This is a genomic window from Cupriavidus metallidurans CH34 (assembly GCF_000196015.1).
Classification (GTDB): Bacteria; Pseudomonadota; Gammaproteobacteria; order Burkholderiales; family Burkholderiaceae; genus Cupriavidus; species Cupriavidus metallidurans.
The window spans coordinates 189,569-208,553 of record NC_007974.2; the positions used below are offsets into that span (position 1 = coordinate 189,569).

The 18,985-nt window shown below is 66.5% G+C and carries 15 protein-coding genes; all 15 read left to right on the top strand.

Annotated features, from left to right (window positions below; translation table 11 throughout):
• Positions 1-6 precede the first annotated feature (6 nt).
• The 15 genes from RMET_RS19005 (at position 7) to RMET_RS19075 (ending at position 18,961) form a co-directional block, all read left to right on the top strand.
• Entirely contained in the window at positions 7-1,245 is a 1,239-nt protein-coding gene (locus RMET_RS19005; RefSeq protein WP_011518182.1) for a response regulator, read from the top strand.
• A 1-nt stretch (position 1,246) separates the two neighbouring features.
• Positions 1,247-2,563, top strand: coding sequence for a CpaF family protein (locus RMET_RS19010; RefSeq protein WP_011518183.1), 1,317 nt, complete (start codon positions 1,247-1,249; stop codon positions 2,561-2,563).
• Positions 2,556-3,482, top strand: coding sequence for a type II secretion system F family protein (locus tag RMET_RS19015; RefSeq protein WP_029309957.1), 927 nt, complete (start codon positions 2,556-2,558; stop codon positions 3,480-3,482). The genes RMET_RS19010 and RMET_RS19015 overlap by 8 nt, the downstream gene beginning before the upstream one ends.
• A gap of 9 nt (positions 3,483-3,491) precedes the next feature.
• On the top strand, positions 3,492-4,601 hold the full coding sequence (locus RMET_RS19020; RefSeq protein ID WP_011518185.1) for a type II secretion system F family protein: 1,110 nt from the start codon (positions 3,492-3,494) through the stop codon (positions 4,599-4,601).
• Positions 4,602-5,423 carry a tetratricopeptide repeat protein gene (locus tag RMET_RS19025; protein WP_011518186.1) on the top strand — a complete coding sequence of 274 codons (822 nt, stop codon included), beginning with the start codon at positions 4,602-4,604 and terminating at the stop codon, positions 5,421-5,423.
• Entirely contained in the window at positions 5,420-5,788 is a 369-nt protein-coding gene (locus RMET_RS19030) for a DUF3613 domain-containing protein (protein WP_011518187.1), read from the top strand. Before RMET_RS19025 ends, RMET_RS19030 begins: the two co-directional genes overlap by 4 nt.
• Before the next feature lie 8 nt (positions 5,789-5,796).
• Positions 5,797-7,524 carry a TadG family pilus assembly protein gene (locus RMET_RS19035; protein ID WP_011518188.1) on the top strand — a complete coding sequence of 576 codons (1,728 nt, stop codon included), beginning with the start codon at positions 5,797-5,799 and terminating at the stop codon, positions 7,522-7,524.
• 11 nt (positions 7,525-7,535) lie between these two features.
• Positions 7,536-8,900, top strand: coding sequence for a sigma 54-interacting transcriptional regulator (locus RMET_RS19040; protein ID WP_011518189.1), 1,365 nt, complete (start codon positions 7,536-7,538; stop codon positions 8,898-8,900).
• Positions 8,901-8,996: 96 nt separating this feature from the next.
• Positions 8,997-10,142, top strand: a complete 1,146-nt coding sequence (locus RMET_RS19045) for an exonuclease SbcCD subunit D (RefSeq protein WP_011518190.1) — start codon at positions 8,997-8,999, stop codon at positions 10,140-10,142.
• Positions 10,139-13,192, top strand: a complete 3,054-nt coding sequence (locus RMET_RS19050; RefSeq protein WP_011518191.1) for an AAA family ATPase — start codon at positions 10,139-10,141, stop codon at positions 13,190-13,192. Before RMET_RS19045 ends, RMET_RS19050 begins: the two co-directional genes overlap by 4 nt.
• 244 nt (positions 13,193-13,436) lie before the next feature.
• A complete protein-coding gene (locus tag RMET_RS19055; RefSeq protein WP_011518192.1) occupies positions 13,437-14,873 on the top strand; it encodes a M20/M25/M40 family metallo-hydrolase in 1,437 nt (478 codons plus the stop codon).
• A gap of 500 nt (positions 14,874-15,373) precedes the next feature.
• Complete coding sequence (locus tag RMET_RS19060; RefSeq protein WP_008645347.1) at positions 15,374-16,063, top strand: 3-oxoacid CoA-transferase subunit A; 690 nt, start codon at positions 15,374-15,376, stop codon at positions 16,061-16,063.
• 28 nt (positions 16,064-16,091) lie between these two features.
• A complete protein-coding gene (locus RMET_RS19065; RefSeq protein WP_008645348.1) occupies positions 16,092-16,739 on the top strand; it encodes a 3-oxoacid CoA-transferase subunit B in 648 nt (215 codons plus the stop codon).
• Between the two features lie 28 nt (positions 16,740-16,767).
• Positions 16,768-17,970, top strand: a complete 1,203-nt coding sequence (gene pcaF, locus RMET_RS19070; RefSeq protein WP_008645349.1) for a 3-oxoadipyl-CoA thiolase — start codon at positions 16,768-16,770, stop codon at positions 17,968-17,970.
• A 259-nt stretch (positions 17,971-18,229) separates the two neighbouring features.
• The gene (locus RMET_RS19075; RefSeq protein WP_008645350.1) at positions 18,230-18,961 is read left to right on the top strand and encodes an SDR family NAD(P)-dependent oxidoreductase; all 732 of its coding nucleotides are present in this window, start codon (positions 18,230-18,232) and stop codon (positions 18,959-18,961) included.
• Positions 18,962-18,985: the final 24 nt, after the last annotated feature.

Here is an 18,985-nt window from a genome sequence, read left to right on the forward strand (position 1 = left end):
CCAACGATGGAGCGAAACACATCTGTGGATCATTTCCTGCTCAACACCACGCGCGAGGACGTCCGGCACTGGCTGGGCCACGCGCTGGGCGCCGTTGGCACGCTGGTCGCCGACGCCGATTCGCAGGATTCCTTCGTCGAGAAGATCGGCACATTGCGGCCCGGCCTGGTATTGCTCGATTTCACGCAGTCGCGCGCGATCGACTCGGCGCGGCTGGCCGAGCAGATCGCGCGGCTGTTTCCGCAGTTGCCGCTCGTCGCGGTGGGCCACGCAGGCGAGCCCGAGGCGTTGCTCGCCGCCTTGCGTGCCGGCGTGCGCGACTTCATTGACCTGGGCGGCGCACCCGACCATGCGGCGTCCGTGGCCCGCCAGTTGATGGTGCCGCGCGTGCAGGTGCGGCCGGTCGCGGCAACGCGGCGCGACGGCAAGATCGTCGCGCTGCTTGGCGCGCGTCCGGGCGTGGGCGTCACCAGCCTGGCCGTGAATCTTGCGGCGGCCGTACGTCGCGGCGCGCAGGCCGAGGTGTTGCTGCTCGATCTGGGATTGCCCGCGCGGGACGGTGCCCTCTACTCCAACGTCTCACCCGAGTTCCATTTTGTCGAAGCGGTGCGCAACCTGCGGCGCTTTGACCAGGTGTTCGTCGATACCGCCATCGTGCGGCACACCAATGGCATGTCGGTGCTGCCGCTGCCGGCCAGTCTGGCCGAGATGCGCGACATCTCGTTTTCCGAGGCCATGGCGCTGCTGGACCGGCTGCGCGAGTTCTTCGATCTCCAGGTGGTGGACCTTGGCGGGTTCTCGAACGCCGAGTTCATGGCGCAGATCGTCAAGGCTGCCGATACCGTGGTGCTGGTGGCCGAGCAGAGCGTCGGTGCGATCGTCTCCGCGGCAGAACTGCTGCAGGAGCTGAAGAAGCGCGAGGTCGAGCGCGATGACCTGCATCTGCTGGTATCGCGCTTCGACGCCGAACTCGGGGTCGATGCGGAACAGATCGCCGATCGGATCGGCGTGGCCTCGGTGGGCGTGCTGCCTGAACGACGGGCCGCACTTCTGCAGGCAGGAAATCGTGGCGTCGTGCTGGCTGACCAATCACCGGCGGACCCCTATGTGCGCGCTATCGGCGCGCTGTTGGAACGACTGGGATTCCGCGAAGGGCAAGTGCCCGAGCGCAGTGTCCTGGCCCGGATCAAGGAAAAGTTGCCCCAGGTGCTGCGCCCGGTGCGCGCCGCAAGGGTAGGAAACTGACATGACCGACGCGATCGAATTCTCGGACAACGCTGCTGCCCCGTTTCCTGTTTCGCAGGAGTTCCACAATATCAAGGAGGCCGCGCACGAACACCTGCTGACGCGCATCGAGGAGCTTGGCGCCGAGTTCGGGCGCTGGTCGCGCGCGGCCATCCAGCGTTTTGTCGATCTGGAACTGGAGAGTTTCACGCGCCTGCGCCGCATTCCGATCAACGAGGCCGAGCTGCGCCAGATTTCCGAGGCGCTGACCAACGAGCTGGCGGGCTTTGGGCCGATCGAGGATCTGCTCAACGATCCGGCGGTGGAAGATATTCTCGTCAACGGCCACATGGACGTCTACGTGTCACGCCACGGCGTGCTGGAGCGGATTCCGGTGCGGTTTGCCGATGGCGGGCACTTGCTGCGCATCGTGCGGCGGATCCTGGCGCCGATTGGCCGCCGCCTGGACGAATCGAATCCGATGGTCGATGCGCGCCTGCCAGACGGCGGCCGTATCAACGTGATCATCCCGCCGCTGGCGCTGGAAGGTCCGGTCGTCTCGATCCGGAAATTCCGCAAGGATCCGCTGACGCCGCTCGATCTGCAGACACTCGGCACGATGAGCCCGGAGATTACCGAGCTGCTTGACGCCGCCGTGCGCGCGCGCTGCAACATCCTTGTGAGCGGTGGCACCAGTTCAGGCAAGACGTCGCTGCTCAACGCACTGGCCACCTTCATCCCGTCCACCGAGCGTGTGATTACGATCGAGGACACGGCCGAACTGGCGCTCAATCACCCGCACGTGGTCCGGCTGGAGAGCCGTCCCGGCGGCTTCGAAGGTACCGGCACGGTGACGATCCGCGACCTGCTGCGCAACAGCCTGCGGATGCGTCCGGACCGCATCATCGTGGGCGAAGTGCGCGGCGGCGAAGTGCTGGAAATGCTGCAGGCGATGAGCACGGGCCACGACGGCTCGATGGGCACGATCCACGCCAGCAGCCCGCGCGAATGCCTGTACCGGCTGGAGATGCTGGCCGGGTTCGCGGGCTTCCAGGGCAGCGAAGTCAGCCTGCGCCGCCAGATCGCCAATGCGATCGACTTCATCGTGCAGATCGGCCGGCTGTCGAATGGCCGGCGTCGCATCCTGTCGATCACGGAAGTGACCGGACTGGGCGACAACATCATTTCCACGCAGGAGCTTTACCGGCACGAACCGGTGCAGAACCCGGATGGCACTGAAAGCGACCGCTGGCAGTCGCTTGGCATCCTGCCGCATTCGCCCAAGCTGGCGCGGATGCGGCCGGCCAACTTCTCGCTGGATGACCGCTTTGATCTCTAGCGCCAGCCTTTTCATTGCCGCACTCGCCATGATCATGGTGGGGCTGGGCCTGCTGATGCTCGCTGCCGCACGAAGCCGGTCGCGCGCAGAGGACGCCCGCGCGCACCTGACCGCGCAGACGGAGCAGGTACGCGCGCGCTACGCAACGGTCAGCGACCCCACGCCGCAATCGGCCACGCGCGATCTGCGCCGACGCTGGGACGACCTGATGCGGCGGGCGGACCTGAAGCCCACGCGCCGCACGTATCTGGTCGTGGGCGTGCCGATGGTGCTGGCCGTGCTGGGTGGCGCCATCGCGGGTGGCGGCATCGGCGCGGGGGCCATGCTGGTCATGGTGCTGACGCTGCTGTGCTTCTTCGTTTGGCTGCGTATCCGCCGGATCAAGGAAAAGATGCTGCGCCAGTTGCCAGGCTTTCTCGATGGCGTGGTGCGGCTGATGACCATCGGCAGCAGCGTGCCAGCCGCTTTCCAGAACTCGGTGGCCAACACCGAACCGCCGCTGCGCCAGTGCCTGGTGCAGGTGATTCACTTGCAGCGCGCGGGCAAGGAACTCGATCAGGCCGTGTTGCAGATGGGCCGGGCCTACGACCTTGACGAACTCGTGATCGTGTCGTCGGTGCTGCGGCTCTCGCAGCGCTATGGCGGCCGCGCCGACGTGGTGATGGAACGCACCGCCACCTTCATGCGCGATCGTGAAGAGGCGCAACGCGAGCTGATGGCGCTCTCGGCGGAGACACGTATGTCGGCGTGGGTGCTGGGCCTGTTGCCGCTAATCGTGGGTGGCGGCATGTTCGTTTTCAATGCGGGCTACATCCTGCTGATGTGGCGTGACCCGGGCGGCCGCGCGATGCTGCTGACGGCGGCCGGGCTAGAGGTGGCAGGCGCGTTCCTGCTCTACCGGCTTGCCCGGTCGATCTAGAGGCCCGCCATGGACGTGTTCACACTGATCTCGATCAGCCTGCTTGTCGGCGCGGTGGCGATGATCCTGCTGGCGTGGCCGCTGATGCAGCAATGGCGGCAGCGGCGCGCCGCCGCGCGCACGATCGACGAGGCGCTGGTGCGGCAGGCCACCCAGCGGGCCGCGGGTGCCGCCGCGCAGGCTGGCGCCACGCAGGCCGGTGCCGCACCGGCGACGCAACCGGCCCAGCAGATGTCGCCACGCGCCGCAGCAGTAGCCGCCGCCACGGCAGCGGCCACGGCCGCGACGCAGGGTGCGAGCCCGGCGCCGGGTGTCGCCGACACGCGGCGCGGATCGATCGGCGCGCAGCTTGGCGGGCGCATCAGCGAACGCTTTAACCAGCACTGGCTCGAATCGCGCCTGGGCAAGGCCGCGGTGAGTGCCGAGGAGCAGCAGTTGCTGGAGCAGTGCGGTTTCTACGGCGTCAGGCCACGCGCCGTATTCGGTGCGTTGCGCCTGCTGGTGCCGGGCATCCTGGCGGCGCTGGCGTTCGCGTGGAAGCTCGACGTTTCGCTAGCCGGCGCCCTGGCGTGGGCGTTTGCAGCGTTCGCAGGCGGCTTCCTGCTGGCGAAGACCCTGTTGCGGCGGCGCGCGGCTCAACGGCTGCGCAGCGTGGCCGACGAGCTTCCGATCCTGATCGACATGCTGCGCCTGCTGCAGGGCGTGGGATTGTCGATCGACCAGAGCCTGCAAATCATCGTGACCGAGTTCGGCAGCATGCTGCAGGTGCTTGGCCCCGAGCTGCAGCGCTCCAACCAGCAGTTCGCGTCGGGCCGCTCGCGCGAGCAGACGCTGCTGCGCATCGGCAAGCTGTTCGACGATGAAGATCTGAAGGGCCTGATCACCTTGCTGACGCAGGTGGACCGCCACGGCGGCGCGGTACAGGAGCCGTTGCGCCAGTTCGGCGAGCGCCTGCAGATCGCGCGCAAGGCGCGCATGAAGGACAAGATCGGCAGGCTGACGGTCAAGATGACCGGTGTGATGGTGGTCAGCCTGCTGCCCGTGTTGCTGATCCTGACGGCAGGCCCGGGGTTCCTGGGTGTGATGCGCATGTTGGCGCAGATGAATGGAGGCAGTTGAATGAAGACCGTGATGTCGCCCTGGTCGCGCTGGTCGCCCCGGACCCTCTTGCCAGCGTCACTGGCCATGCCGCTGGCAGCCGCGCTGCTACTGTCCGGATGCGCGTCCACGCCGAACACAGCGGAGGTGATGGCGCAGCAGGCCGATGCGCAGATCGAACTGGCGAAGCTGCGTGACAAGGAGGCCCGCGCCGAATACAACGATCAGTCCGTTTACCTGGGGCTGATCAACCGGATGCAGACAGAGGGCATGTACTTCGCGTCGCTGGCGCATATCGATGCCTTCCAGCAGAAGTTCGGCAGCAATCCATCGCTGCTGGCGATGCGGGCCGATGCCCTGCGTGAGACCGGTCAGGACGATGCGGCCCTGCAGGCGTACCGTGATCTGCTCGGGACCGATCGCGCCGCGCGGGCGCATCACGGCATTGGGCTTGTGCTCGGCAGACAGGGAGACTTTATGCGTGCCGCCGGTGAACTGCGCCAGGCGGTGTCGATGGAGCCGGTGAACCCGCAGTACTCGAGCGATCTTGGCTACGCACTGATGCGAGGCGGTGCGCTGCAGGATGCCCGCGTGCCGGTGATGCAGGCGCTGGAACTGGATGCCGCCAATCCGCGGTTGATCAGCAATGCGGTGGTGTGGCTGTGGGCATCCGGCAAGCGCGCCGAAGCCAACGCCATGATGCAGCGTGCCGCGATGCAGGAGCCGACGCGAGCGGCCATCCGCAAGGAGGCGGATCGCGTCAGTCGGGCCGCGCAGGTCCGCGACAAGACCGCGCCGCGTGGCGCGCAGGCCGTGGCGCTCAACGCAGGAGTCAAACCATGACGAGGAATCGTTCCAGACTGACAGACGCTGCGTGCGCGGTGGCAATTTCCGCGATGCTGTTGGGGGCCGCCGGGGCCGCCGGGGCGCAAGCTGCGCAATCGACGCAAGCCGTCGAGCCGCCACCGTCCCCGACGTTTCACCCGAACGACGTGCCGGTAGGGGACACCACGCGGATGCTGCTCGAGGTTCAGCGCAATGGCTCGCAGGCCGGGCCGCAGCAGTCGATGACCGGTGAAGAGGCGGCCATCGGCTATGCCCGCTATATGCGCAGCTTCCAGTATCCGTTGCCCGAATTCTTCAGTAGCCAGTCGACCGGTAGCGCATTGCGTGGCAGCACGGGCAGCCCTGCGCCGGTGGGGCAGTAGGCACCGCGATGCGTCACGTCACGTCCGGCTCGATCCACCCACGCCAGCGCGGCACCGTCAGTCTGATGGCTGCGCTGCTGATTGCCGCCATTGGCGTCGCGGCGCTGGTGTCGCTCGACGTCGGCTTCGTGTTCTACACGCAGCGGCAGTTGCAGAAGCTGGTGGACGTGGCGGCGCTTTCTGGCGCGCAGCAATTGAAGAGCGCTGATGATCAGGCGACGACCAATGCCAACGTGCTGTCAAGCGTGACGTCCGCCGCAGCCCAGAACGGCTACACCAAGGCCGTGGCGAATGATTGCACCACGGCAGTGGCTGGCGCGGCGGACGGCGTGCGGACGTGCCTTGGGTTGTGGGACCCCGCCAACCCTGCCAATGGCGACAGCACGCGGCACTTCGATCCGGGCTATCCGGCCACAACGGTGTCGGCCAATGCGGTGCGCGTGCAGGCCACGTTGACGGTACCGCTGCTGTTCATGTTCCAGGGGGGCCAGTCGCGGCAGCTACACGCCGAGGCGATTGCCGCCGCGAGTCCGCCCGCCGCGTCGTTCACGCTCGGCAGCGGCCTGCTCAGGCTCTCGTCGGGTAACGGCCTGCTGGGGCTGCTGCTGGGCAACTCGGTCAATCTGTCCGTGGCGGACTGGAGTGGACTGGTAGGCGCGAACGTGACGCTCGAGCAGTTGCGTTTGCGGGCAGGTGTGGGCACAGTCGATCAGTTGCTGAACACTTCGCTCTCGATCCAGGACTTCTACGCGCTGGTGCTGGGTGCGGCGGGGCAGTCGGCGCTGCTCAACGCGGCGCTTGGCAGCCCCACGACACAGCTTGGCCTGAATGGCATTGGCACCAAGGTGACGCTGGGCCAGATGCTCGACCTGGGCGTGCTGACACCGGCGGCTTCGTCTGCGGCGGAGGCGGCGCTCAATGTGGCAACGTTGCTGACCACGGCCGCCTATGTCGCGCGCGGGACGAGCGCGGTGGATCTGAGTACGCTCAACGTGAAGACCGCGCTTGGATCGATCGGCGGCTCGATGTACATCATCCAGCCGCCGAAGGTGGCCGTGGGGCCGGCCAAGCAGTATCCGGATGGAACGTGGAAGACCACTGCGACGACCGCGCAGCTTGGCCTGAAACTGGCCGCGCAGGTCTCTGTGCCGCTGGTAGTGGCCAACGTCAATCTGAATCTGCCGTTGTGGCTGCAGATCGCGCAGGCCAAGGGAGATCTGACGCATATCCAGTGCGCGGCTGCCGTTCCGGACCGGCGGGCGACGGTCAATGTGTCCACCAACGCCGTGATGGCATGCCTGGGCAACCCCGGCGGCACCGGCTGTTCCGGCGGCCCACTTACCATCGCCGACGTCCAGTTGTCGGCGGTCGGACTGTTCCCCATTGCCGATGCGAAGATGATCGGACAGCCGATCTCGCAGTCCGGACTGGCTGGTGCAGGCAACAGCTTCGTACTCGCACCGGGTGGTTACGTGGCTGCATCGTCGAGCACAGTGATCGGCGATACCGTGACCAACGTGATCAACGGCCTCAATCCAACGCTCGATGTCAGCCTGCTGCAACTTCAACTACTGAGCATTTCCCCGGGCTGGCTGCTGCAACAGGTGCTGAATCCATTGCTCACGCTGATCAACCAGCTCGTCAATACCTTGACGAGCCTGCTCGGCATCAGCCTTGCCAACGCCGACTTGTGGCTCAACGGCGTCGACTGCAACAACACGGAACTCGTGTACTGAACTGAACGATCATGAAAGCAGACCGGTGGGCCTACGAGAGCCTTGAAGTCTATGTGTGGGAAGGCAAGTACGAGATCGCCGATCGCGTCGCGCGCTTTCTGACGCCACTGGGCGCCGAAGTCGTTCGCGCAGGCGCGCTCGATGCGCTGCCGGCCGAACCACGGGTCAAGCCCAGCATCGCCGTCATCAGTGCGTCGGCGATCGGCTCCGCCAAGTTCACGCTGGATTGGGAAGCCGCGCACGGCATGCCGGTGATCTGGGTCGGCGCGCCCGACCGCGAGAGCGATCCCGGTCGGTTCCCGCCCGAGTACGCCTACATCCTGCCCCACGATTTCACCGGCGCCGATCTGCGCACGCAGATAGCCAAGCTGATGCCGCAATTGATGGCGGCCGCCGAGGCTCGCCCGGATGTGGCCGATCTCGTCGCCGGGTCTGCGGCAATGCAGTCGCTGCTGGAGCAGGTCGATACCTTCGCCAACTTCGACAGCAACGTGATGCTCTATGGCGAGACCGGCGCGGGGAAGGAACGCATCGCGCGGCTCTTTCACGATCGCAACGCGACGTATGGCAAGGGACCGTTCGTGGCGGTCAACTGCGGCGCGATTCCCGATGGGCTGTTCGAGTCGCAGTTCTTCGGTCACGCCAAGGGCGCGTTCACCGGCGCGATGTTCGCACATCGTGGCTTCTTCGAGCAGGCCACCGGCGGCACGCTGTTCCTTGATGAGATCGGCGACTTGCCGCTGTTCCAGCAGGTCAAGCTGCTGCGCGTGCTGGAGGAGAACGCGGTGACGCGGCTCGGCTCCGCCATGGCGGTCAAGCTGGACTTCCGGCTGGTGGCCGCCACCAACAAGGATCTGCGCGAAGCCGTGACGCAGGGCCGCTTCCGCGCGGATTTGTACTTCCGGCTGGCCGTGATCGAACTGCGGCTGCCCAGCCTGGAGGACCGTGGCCCTGCGGACAAGATCGGTCTGCTGCAATCGTTCATGCGCCACATGATCGGCGCCGCCGCCTACGATGCGCTGCCGCCGATGCCAGACTGGCTCAAGGGCGCCGTGGGCTCCGCGTTCTTCGTCGGTAACGTGCGCGAACTGCGCAACCTGGCCGAACGCATCGGCATCACGGTCCAGCAGCGCGGCGAATGGGACGAGGCGCGCATCCGGCCGCTGTTTCGCTCGCTGCGCCCCGGCGCGTTCGATGGCACCGAGCGGGCCGACCCGCGCGGCGACGCGGAGGAGCGCCGCCGCATCATTGCCGCGCTCGATGCCAACAGCTGGCGACGCCAGGACACGGCAACGTGCCTCGGCATCAGCCGCAAGGTGCTGTGGGAAAAAATGCGCAAGTTCCAGATCGAGGACAGCGAGGCGGAGCCGGTCTGAGTGGTGTCCGCGTACCGTTTGGTGGCCGCGACGTTATGATGCGGGACCGCACGGTATCTGCCGTGCTCTTGGCGCCACTGTGCCGAAGGACCCGAATTGCGTTTTCTCCACACCGCCGACTGGCATCTTGGTCGGCTCTTCCACGCCCGTAGCCTGATCGAGGATCAGTCTCATGTGCTCGACCAGTTCGTCGCGCTGGTGCGCGATCTGCGCCCCGACGCCGTGCTGATTGCCGGCGACGTGTACGACCGCGCGGTGCCGCCGCCGGAGGCCGTGGCGCTGCTCGACGATGTGCTGGCGCGTATCGTGGTGGATGCGGGCGTACCCGTGGTGATGATCGCAGGCAATCACGACAGCGCCCAACGCCTCGGTTTCGGCGCGCGCCTGCTGGCCGCGCGGGGTCTGCACGTGGCGGGGCGCACCGGTCCGGAAACGTCCTGCGTGACGCTGCACGATGCGCACGGCGAGGTGCGCATCTACGCCTTGCCCTATGCCGAACCGGCGGCGGTGCGCGACGCGCTCGGCACCGACTTGCCGACGCACGAAGCCGCATTGAACGCCCAGCTCGACGCCGTCCGCGCCACGCATCCCGCAGGCGTCCGTTCTGTGGCCGTGGCCCATGCTTTCGTGGTGGGCGGCGCGGTCAGCGAATCGGAGCGCCCGCTGAGCGTGGGCGGTAGCGGTGCCGTGGCCGCGGACGTGTTCCACGGCTTCGATTTCGTGGCATTGGGACATCTGCATCGTCCGCAATCCATCGGCGCTAGGATTCACTATTCGGGGTCGCTGCTCAAGTATTCGCTGTCGGAAACCGAACACATCAAGACGGTATCGCTGATCGATGTTGACGCCGAGGGTGGCGTCCGGATCGAGGCGATACCGCTGCGACCGTTGCGCGAACTGCGCGTGCTGACCGGCACGCTGGCCGGCTTGCTTGAGGCGGGCGCCACCGACCCGCACCGGGACGACTACGTCCATGCGGTGCTGACCGACGCGGGCGCGTTGCTGGACCCGATGGCGCGACTGCGCCAGGTCTATCCGAACGCACTGGCGATCGAGCGCGCGGTGCTGGCGCGCAGCGGGCAGGCCGGGGAAGCGGGGCGCAAGCTGCGGGAACTGGATACGGCCAGCCTGTTTGCGAATTTTTTCCGCGAGGTGGCTGACACAGACCTCGACGATGATCAGCGCCGCGCGCTCGACGATCTATTGGCAGTCATGCAGGCATCGGAAAGGGAGTCGGCATGAAACCGCTTTACCTGAAACTGCAGGCCTTCGGCCCGTTCGCCGCCACGGAGACGATTGACTTCACGCGGCTCGGCGACCAGGCGTTCTTCCTGATCCACGGCCCCACGGGCGCAGGCAAGACCACGCTGCTCGATGCCATCTGCTTCGCGCTCTATGGCGATACATCAGGTGGCGAGCGCAGCGCGCAGGACATGCGCAGCGCCAATGCGGACCCAGCCCTGCGGACCGAGGTCACCTTGGAGTTCTCGCTTGGGGCGACACGCTATCGCGTGACGCGTTCTCCGACGCAGGACCGCCCGAGCCCGCGTGCGGCCGGCGGCTTCGTCAAGGAGACTGCGAAGGCGCAGCTCGATGCCCAGGTGGACGGTGAGTGGAAAAGCCACGCCAGCCAGCCGGTCCGTGTGACCGACGCGGTGCGAGTCCTGCTCGGCTTCGACAGCGCGCAGTTCCGGCAGGTGATCGTGCTGCCGCAGGGACGTTTCCGCGAATTGCTGACGGCGGACTCGAAGGCGCGGCAGTCGATCCTCGAGCGTCTGTTCCAGACCGAGCTCTACCGCCGCGTCGAGGAACTGCTCAAGGAGCAGGCCGCGAGCATTCGCCGCGAAGCCGAGGAGATCTCGGTACGACGCAAGACCTTGCTGGAACAGTATCAGTTGCCCTCCGAGCTGGCGCTTGACGAACGTATCGCCGCGCATCGGGAGACGTTGACCGAGCTGGAACGGCGCGAAGCGCTGGCGCGTGCGGGTAGCGAAGCGGCGCAGGCGTCCTTGCGCAAGGGCGAGCTGGAGAGCACGCAGATCAAGGCCTGGAAAGAGGCGGAGGGCGCCTATGCCGTGCTGTCGGCCCGCGTGCCGGCGGTCGACACGGACCGCGCTCGCCTGCAGGCCGCGCGACGCGCGGCGCAGGTGACGCCGGTTGCGCAACTGCTTGAGGTTGCCAGACAGGATCAGACGGCCGCACTCGCCGCGAATGCCGCCGCCGGGACACGCGTGGCAAGCGCCAGCCGGGCCGCCGATATCGCAACAGGTGCGCTGCGCGCGGAACAGGCGCGTGGCGAAGCGCGTTTGGCCGCGCAACGCACCGTGGCGAAACTGGAAGCAATTCTCCCGCAGGCACGCAGGCTTGGCGTGCTGCGCAACGGCGTGGCGCTGGCGAGTACCGGACTGGCCGCTGCCCAGGTGGCGCTTACCGCCAAGGCGAAGGCGCGCGATGCCGCCGTGGCGGCGGCGAAGACGCTGGAAGGCGAGCTGGAGCTTGCGCGGCGCGACGGCGCAAATGCGCAGGCCCTGCAGCTTCAGCTTGGACTGGCGCGCGAACGCGCGACGCGGGTGGCACGTTGCCGGCAACTCGATGCCGAACTTGGGCCTTTGCGCGAATCGCTTGCCGCTGCGGAAGCCGGCGCCAGCCGGGCGACGCAGACGCGCGATACCGCGCGCGTCGCAATGCGTCAGGCGGAATCGGACTGGCGCTTTGGCCAGGCGGCACGCCTTGCCGCTGGCGTGAAGCGTGGCGAACCTTGCCCCGTCTGTGGTGGCAAGGACCACCCTGCGCTGGCGCAGCAGACGCTGGCGCTGGTGACCGACGAGGACCTCGATACCACGCGAGCCGTCTTGCAACATGCCGACGAGGCGTTGGCCGACGCGCAGGCCGTGCGACAAAAGGCCGAGGCAAACGTCGCCCAATGTCAGGTGCGTCTGGCGGATCTGCGCGAAGGCGCGGGCGATGTGTCCGACGCGGGCGTGCAGGCGTTAGATCAGGAAATCCAGACGCTGACCGCCAGCGGCGCGAAGGCCGAGGCTGCGGCAACCCGCGCGGAACGGCTCGCGGCCCAGACCATACAGGCGCGTCAGGCGCAGGAGTCTGCCGAAGCCGCAGTGCAGGCGGCCGAAGGCGCATTGCGCACGGCGATGCATGAGCACGCTCAGCAAGATGGCGAGTGGCGTGCCGCGAGTGCGCAGGTGCCCGAGGATTCGCGTGACCCTGACGTCGTGACCGCATCGCTCGAAGCCGCGCAGCGCGAAGCCGGCGCACTGGAGGCCGCATTGCAGGCGGCCCAGGGCGCCGAGCGCGATGCGGTGGCACTGCTGGCCGGTGCGAATGCGGCACTGGCCGCCGCGCGCGAAGCCACTACTCGTGCCGAGGAGCGGGCCGCGCAACGCGAAGCCGCCTTTGTGGAGGCACTTGCCACCGCCGGATTCGCCGGAGCGGACGACTACCGCGCCGCATCCCTGGCTGACGATGCCACGCGCGTGCTTGACGACGCCGTGCGTGCGTTCGATGTCGATCTGGCTCGCGCCGCGGAATGGCGCCAACGCACGGCGGAAATCGGTCAGGCGTTGCAGACGCCGGACATGCCTGCATTGCTCGCGGCACGCGATGCGGCGGCTGTTCAGCTTGAAGCGGCGATCCGGCAGCGCAGCGAACTGGCCGCGGTGCGCGATGCGCTGTTGCAGTGCAAGGGCTTGCTCGATTCGCTGGCCGCCGAAGGACGCGACGTCGAGACGCGCTACGCAGTGCTCGGCCGCCTGTCGGAAGTGGCGAACGGCAATAATCCGCGCCGCATGACGTTCCAGCGTTTCGTGCTGGCCACGTTGCTCGACGAGGTGCTGGAAGCTGCGTCGCTACGGCTGTTGCGCATGAGCCGGGGTCGCTACGCGCTGCAACGTGTGCGAGAGCAGGGCGATCAGCGCGTGGCCGGTGGCCTTGACCTCGAAGTGTTCGACCACGATACCGGCGGCACGCGCCCGGCCAATACGCTGTCCGGCGGCGAAGGCTTCCTGGCGTCACTGTCGCTGGCGCTGGGTCTGGCCGATGTGGTGCAGTCGCGTGCCGGTGGCATCCAGCTCGATACGCTGTTCGTTGACGAAGGCTTCGGCACGCTCGATCCGGAAAGTCTCGACTTCGCGATTCGCACGCTGCTCGATCTTCAGCAGGCCGGACGGCTGGTCGGCATCATCTCGCACGTAACCGAACTGCGCGAGCGGATCGACGTGCGGCTTGAGGTCCGGCCCGGCGTGGCGGGCAGTCAAGCCGTGTTGCGCCTGCCCTGAACCCTGAGCCCCGGGCCCTCGGCGCCGGAGCGCGCCGTGGAAGGCGCGCGAGCGCAATTCCACGCGCGCGCCACTTGGGAGATACCCCAAATCGCGACGCGGACGCCACGTGCCTAGAATATTCGGCGAGCACTTAATAAAATGTAGTTCCGCCTATCGGAACTTCGAGGGAGGGGAGGCTGCGACGAATCCGTCTGGCCTTTTTCCTTCCTGCTCGATCCCATAACGAATATTCGGAGGTGTCGTGCGTATCCATCGTCGTCCAGAAGCTGTTCGTGCCCTGGTGGCCGCCGTGCTCGTGACCTGCGCCGCAGGGGCCGTTGCCCAGAGCCTGCCCGCCAGCAAGGCGCCCCCCGCCACGCTCACGCCCGACCAGCAGCGTTTTCACGATATCTACAAGGAACTGGTCGAGATCAACACGACGCATTCGGCCGGGGACAGTGCCCAGGCGGCGCGCGCGATGGAGAAGCGACTGGTGGAGGCAGGCTTCTCCGCGTCGGATATCCAGGTGTTCGAGCCGTTTCCGCGCAAGGGCAATCTGGTGATGCGCTTCAAGGGCACCGGCGCCAGGCAGCCGGTTCTGCTGCTGGCGCATATCGACGTCGTGGAGGCCAAGCGCGAGGACTGGAAGACCGACCCCTTCCAGCTTCAGGAGACCAATGGCTACTTCACCGCGCGTGGCTCCATCGACGACAAGGCGATGGCGTCGGCGTTCGTGTCGGTGCTGGGGCAGTTGAAGCAGGAAGGCTTCAAGCCGTCGCGCGACATCATCCTGGCGCTCACGTCCGACGAGGAGCGCGGCGACGTGCCCAGCAATGGCGCCGACTGGCTGGTGAAGAACAAGCCTGAACTGCTGAAGGCCGAGTTCGGCATCAACGAGGGCGGCGGCGGCGAGCTGCGCGACGGCAAGCCGGTGCTGCACCGCGTTCAGGTGGCCGAGAAGATGTACACGACCTACGAACTGGAAGTGCGCGACGTGGGCGGGCATAGCTCGGTGCCGACCAAGTCCAATCCTGTGTACGCGATGTCCGAGGCGCTGAGCCGCCTGGGTGCGTACCAGTTCCCGGTCAAGATGGCCGACGTGACGCAGACCTACTTCGCGCGCAGCGCTCCGCTGGCGAAGGGGCAGCTTGCCGAGGACATGCGCGAGGTTGGCACGGGCCGTCCGAGCCAGGCGGCGATCGACCGGCTGTCGGCCATTCCGTTCTACAACGCACAGCTTCGCACCACCTGTGTGGCGACCATGGTCAATGCGGGGCACGCCGAGAACGCGCTGCCGCAATCAGCCAAGGCCATCGTCAACTGTCGCATCCTGCCGCATGACGATCCGGCCGACATCGACCGCCAGCTCAAGTCGGCCCTCGGTAACGACAAGATCAGCGTGCGATACATCAACAAGCCGCTGGCCAGCCCGGCCTCTCCGCTAGACGGCGCGCTGATGAAGGAAGTCGACGCGCTGACCAAGCAGATGTGGGATGTGCCGGTGATTCCGGCCATGAGCACGGGCGCAACCGACAGCCGCTTCATGCGCAATGCCGGTATCCGGATGTACGGCGTTTCCGGCCTGTTCACCGAACCGTCGGACATGCGCGCGCATGGTCTGGACGAGCGCATCGAGATTGCGCGCCTGTACGATGGCCGCGAGTTTCTCTACCGTCTGGTGAAGCGGTTGTCGGAATAATTTCGTAAAACTGCGATTCCGCAAGGCATCGGCGGGCGTTGCGCACTACCATGCGTGGTAGCTGTGCATCGCCCACCGTACCTTTGGTTCAAGCCTGTTTTAGCCCGCCTCTGGTCGTGTATGACGCTGCCCGGCGGGCTGGCCGATTATCGCCCGAGACGTGGCCCCCCGCCTTGACCCTGTTTTGGCGACAGGTGTAACCTTTGTTCATTCTGCGAATTGGAGTTCGTATCGCGAACTCTATGGGAATCCGGTGAACAAGGCAGGAAATTACTGACGTTCGCTGGTATTCGCAGCAAGCATCTGCATGAAGCCGCAGCAAGATGGCTGACAAAACAACTGCAAGATTGTTGGACTGTCCTTGACGGACCACCGCGCACGGAGCGCGGGGACATCAGACAGGACGCCCGTCCAGCCACTGCCGGAGACAGCTTTGCGTGCCGCGCCCCTTTGCGGCCGGTCCCGGTATGCGCGCCGGACCCTTCCATACTGGAACGCAAGTGATCAACAAGCTATATGACTCGGTGGAATCGGCAATGGCCGACATCCACGATGGCGCCACGATCCTGATTGGCGGTTTCGGCCTGGCCGGCATGCCGGCGGAGCTGATCGACGCGCTGATCGCCCAGGGCGCGCGCGACCTGACCATCGTCAACAACAACGCCGGCAATGGCGACACGGGCCTGGCAGCGCTGCTCAAGGCCAAGCGTGTCCGCAAGATCATTTGCTCGTTCCCGCGCCAGGCGGACTCCTACGTATTCGACTCGCTGTTCCATGCCGGTGAAATCGAGCTGGAACTCGTGCCCCAGGGCAATCTGGCCGAGCGCATCCGCGCGGCCGGCGCCGGCATCGGCGGTTTCTTCACGCGCACGGCCTACGGCACGCCGCTGGCCGAAGGCAAGGAAACGCGCATCATCGACGGCCAGGGCTATGTGTTCGAAAAGCCGATCCACGCTGACTTCGCGCTGATCAAGGCCGAGACCGCCGACCGCTGGGGCAATCTGGTCTATCGCAAGACCGCCCGCAACTTCGGCCCGATCATGGCCATGGCTGCCAAGTGCCCGATCGTGCAGGTCAGCAACGTAGTGGAACTGGGCGAACTCGACCCCGAGCACATCATCACGCCGGGTCTGTTCGTCAAGCGCGTGGTCAAGGTTGCAAGCGCCGCCAAGCCGGCCAGCGCGGCCTGATCCGAATCGAGCGAAGAAGGAGAAACACATGCAACGCCTGACCCGCGACCAAATGGCCGCCCGCGTGGCCAAAGACATTCCGGACGGTGCCGTGGTGAACCTCGGCATCGGCCTGCCCACCCTGGTCGGCAATCAACTGCCGGCCGACCGTGAAATCCTGCTGCACAGCGAGAACGGCCTGCTCGGCATGGGCCCCGCTCCCGCGCCGGGCGAGGAAGACGGCGACCTGATCAACGCTGGCAAGCAGCCGGTGACGATCAAGCCGGGTGGCTCGTATTTCCACCACGCCGATTCGTTCGCGATGATGCGTGGCGGCCACCTCGACTTCTGCGTGCTGGGCGCGTTCCAGGTATCGGAGAAGGGTGACCTGGCCAACTGGCATACCGGCGCACCGGGCGCCATCCCCGCCGTGGGCGGTGCGATGGACCTGGCTATCGGCGCCAAGCAGGTGTTCGTGATGATGGAGCACCTGACCAAGCAGGGCGAAAGCAAGATCGTGTCCCAGTGCACCTATCCGCTGACCGGCATCGGCTGCGTCACGCGTGTCTACACGGACCTGGCCACGATCGATGTGACGCCGGACGGCCTGGTTGCCCGCGACCTCGTGGACGGCCTGTCGTTCGACGAACTGCAACGCCTGACCGGCGTGCCTCTCAAGCAGGCCGTAGCCGCCTGACCAACCACCAAGACGAGCGAGACAGAACATGAGCGAAGCATTCATCGTTGACGCCATCCGTACCCCCATCGGCCGTTACGCCGGCAGCCTGTCCGGCGTGCGCGCGGACGACCTGGGCGCCGTGCCCCTGAAGGCCCTGATGGCCCGTAACGCCAGCGTGGACTGGTCGGCGATCGACGACGTGATCTTTGGCAACGCCAACCAGGCCGGTGAAGACAACCGCAACGTTGCGCGCATGTCGGCCCTGCTGGCTGGCCTGCCGGACGCCGTTCCCGGCGCGACGATCAACCGCCTGTGCGGTTCGGGCATGGACGCCACCGGCACCGCCGCCCGCGCCATCAAGGCTGGTGAAGCCAACCTGATGATTTCCGGCGGCGTGGAAAGCATGAGCCGCGCCCCGTTCGTCATGGGCAAGGCCACCTCGGCCTTCTCGCGTGACGCGCAGATCTTCGACACGACCATCGGCTGGCGTTTCATCAACCCGGCGATGCGCGCCGCCTACGGCGTGGACTCGATGCCCGAGACCGCCGAGAACGTGGCGACCGACTACAAGATCGGCCGTGAAGACCAGGATCTGATGGCGCTGCGCAGCCAGGAGAAGGCATCGCGCGCGCAAGCCGACGGCACGCTGGCGCAGGAAATCACCCCGGTGACGATTCCGCAGAAGAAGGGCGACGCCATCGTGGTCGACCGCGACGAACATCCGCGTGCCACGAGCATGGAAGCGCTGGCCAAGCTGCGCGGCGTGGTGCGTCCGGACGGCACGGTGACCGCCGGTAACGCCTCGGGCGTGAACGATGGCGCGTGCGCGCTGCTGCTGGCCAGCGAAGCGGGCCTGAAGCAGCACGGCCTGAAGCCGCGTGCCCGCATCGTTGGCATGGCAACGGCTGGTGTGGCACCGCGCGTGATGGGTATCGGCCCGGCGCCGGCCACGCAGAAGCTGATGAAGCAACTGGGCATGACGCTGGACCAGATCGACGTGATCGAACTGAACGAAGCGTTCGCCGCGCAAGGCCTGGCCGTACTGCGTCAACTGGGCATCGCCGACGACGACAAGCGTGTGAACCCGAACGGCGGCGCCATCGCACTGGGCCACCCGCTCGGCATGAGCGGCGCGCGTCTGGTGACGACCGCGATGTACCAGCTGGAGCGCACTGGTGGCCGCTTCGCGCTGTGCACGATGTGCATCGGCGTGGGCCAGGGCATCGCCATGGTGATCGAGCGCGTTTGATGGCTTGATGCATGGCTACCGGCCGATGCCAGTGGTCATGCGCTCCTCTCTCCCGCGCAGGTGGGAGAGAGGAGTTACCGAAGCAAAACAGTAGAAGTTTCAGTTTCCCTTGCTTCCCGTCGTTAATTCATGCGGGAAGTTTCAGTGGTGTCTCTTCCCCAACGAGGTAGAGCATCGCGGCCAGGCCGACGGGCTCGCCGGCTTCGCCGCATTTTTTCTGATTTGACCGGCCGCTTGCGTGCCGGTGCGGAGTACCGAGATGTCCCTTCCTGTTGCCACCCTGGTCACTGGCGCCAGTTCCGGAATCGGCCGAGCCATTGCGGAAATGCTGCTCGCCGATGGTGTGACGCGTGTCATCAACGTCGACTATGCAGCGCCGACGTGGTCGCACCCGAACATGACCTTTTTCCAGGCCGATCTGACCAATGCCGATGCCACGCGCGCGGTGGCGGAGCAGGTGACGTCTCAGTTCGCCGTGACGCGGCTCGTCAACAATGCCGGCGCCACGCGCCCCGGCACGGCTGACACGGCCACGGCGGAAGATCTCGATTACGTCGTGGGCCTGACCCTGCAGGCCACGATGCTGCTGACACAGGCCTGCCTGCCCGCGATGCGCGCGGCGGGGTTTGGCCGCATCGTCAACATGGCTTCGCGCGCGGCGCTGGGCAAGCCCGAACGCGTGGTGTATTCCGCTGCCAAGGCTGGGCTGGTTGGCATGACCCGAACGCTGGCGATGGAGCTGGGCGGCGACGGCATCACCGTCAACGCCGTGGCACCGGGTCCCATCGCCACCGAGCTGTTCCGCCGGAGTAATCCGGAGGGCAGCGAACAGACACGGCGCATTCTCGCAAGCATCGCCGTGAAACGCATGGGAACGCCGGAAGACGTGGCGCGTGCCTCGCTGTTCTTCCTTGCACCCGAGAATGGTTTCGTGACGGGACAGGTCCTGTACGTCTGCGGCGGAACCACGCTGGGTGTGGCACCCGTATAAGAAAGTGCCCGCCCCCCAGGCACG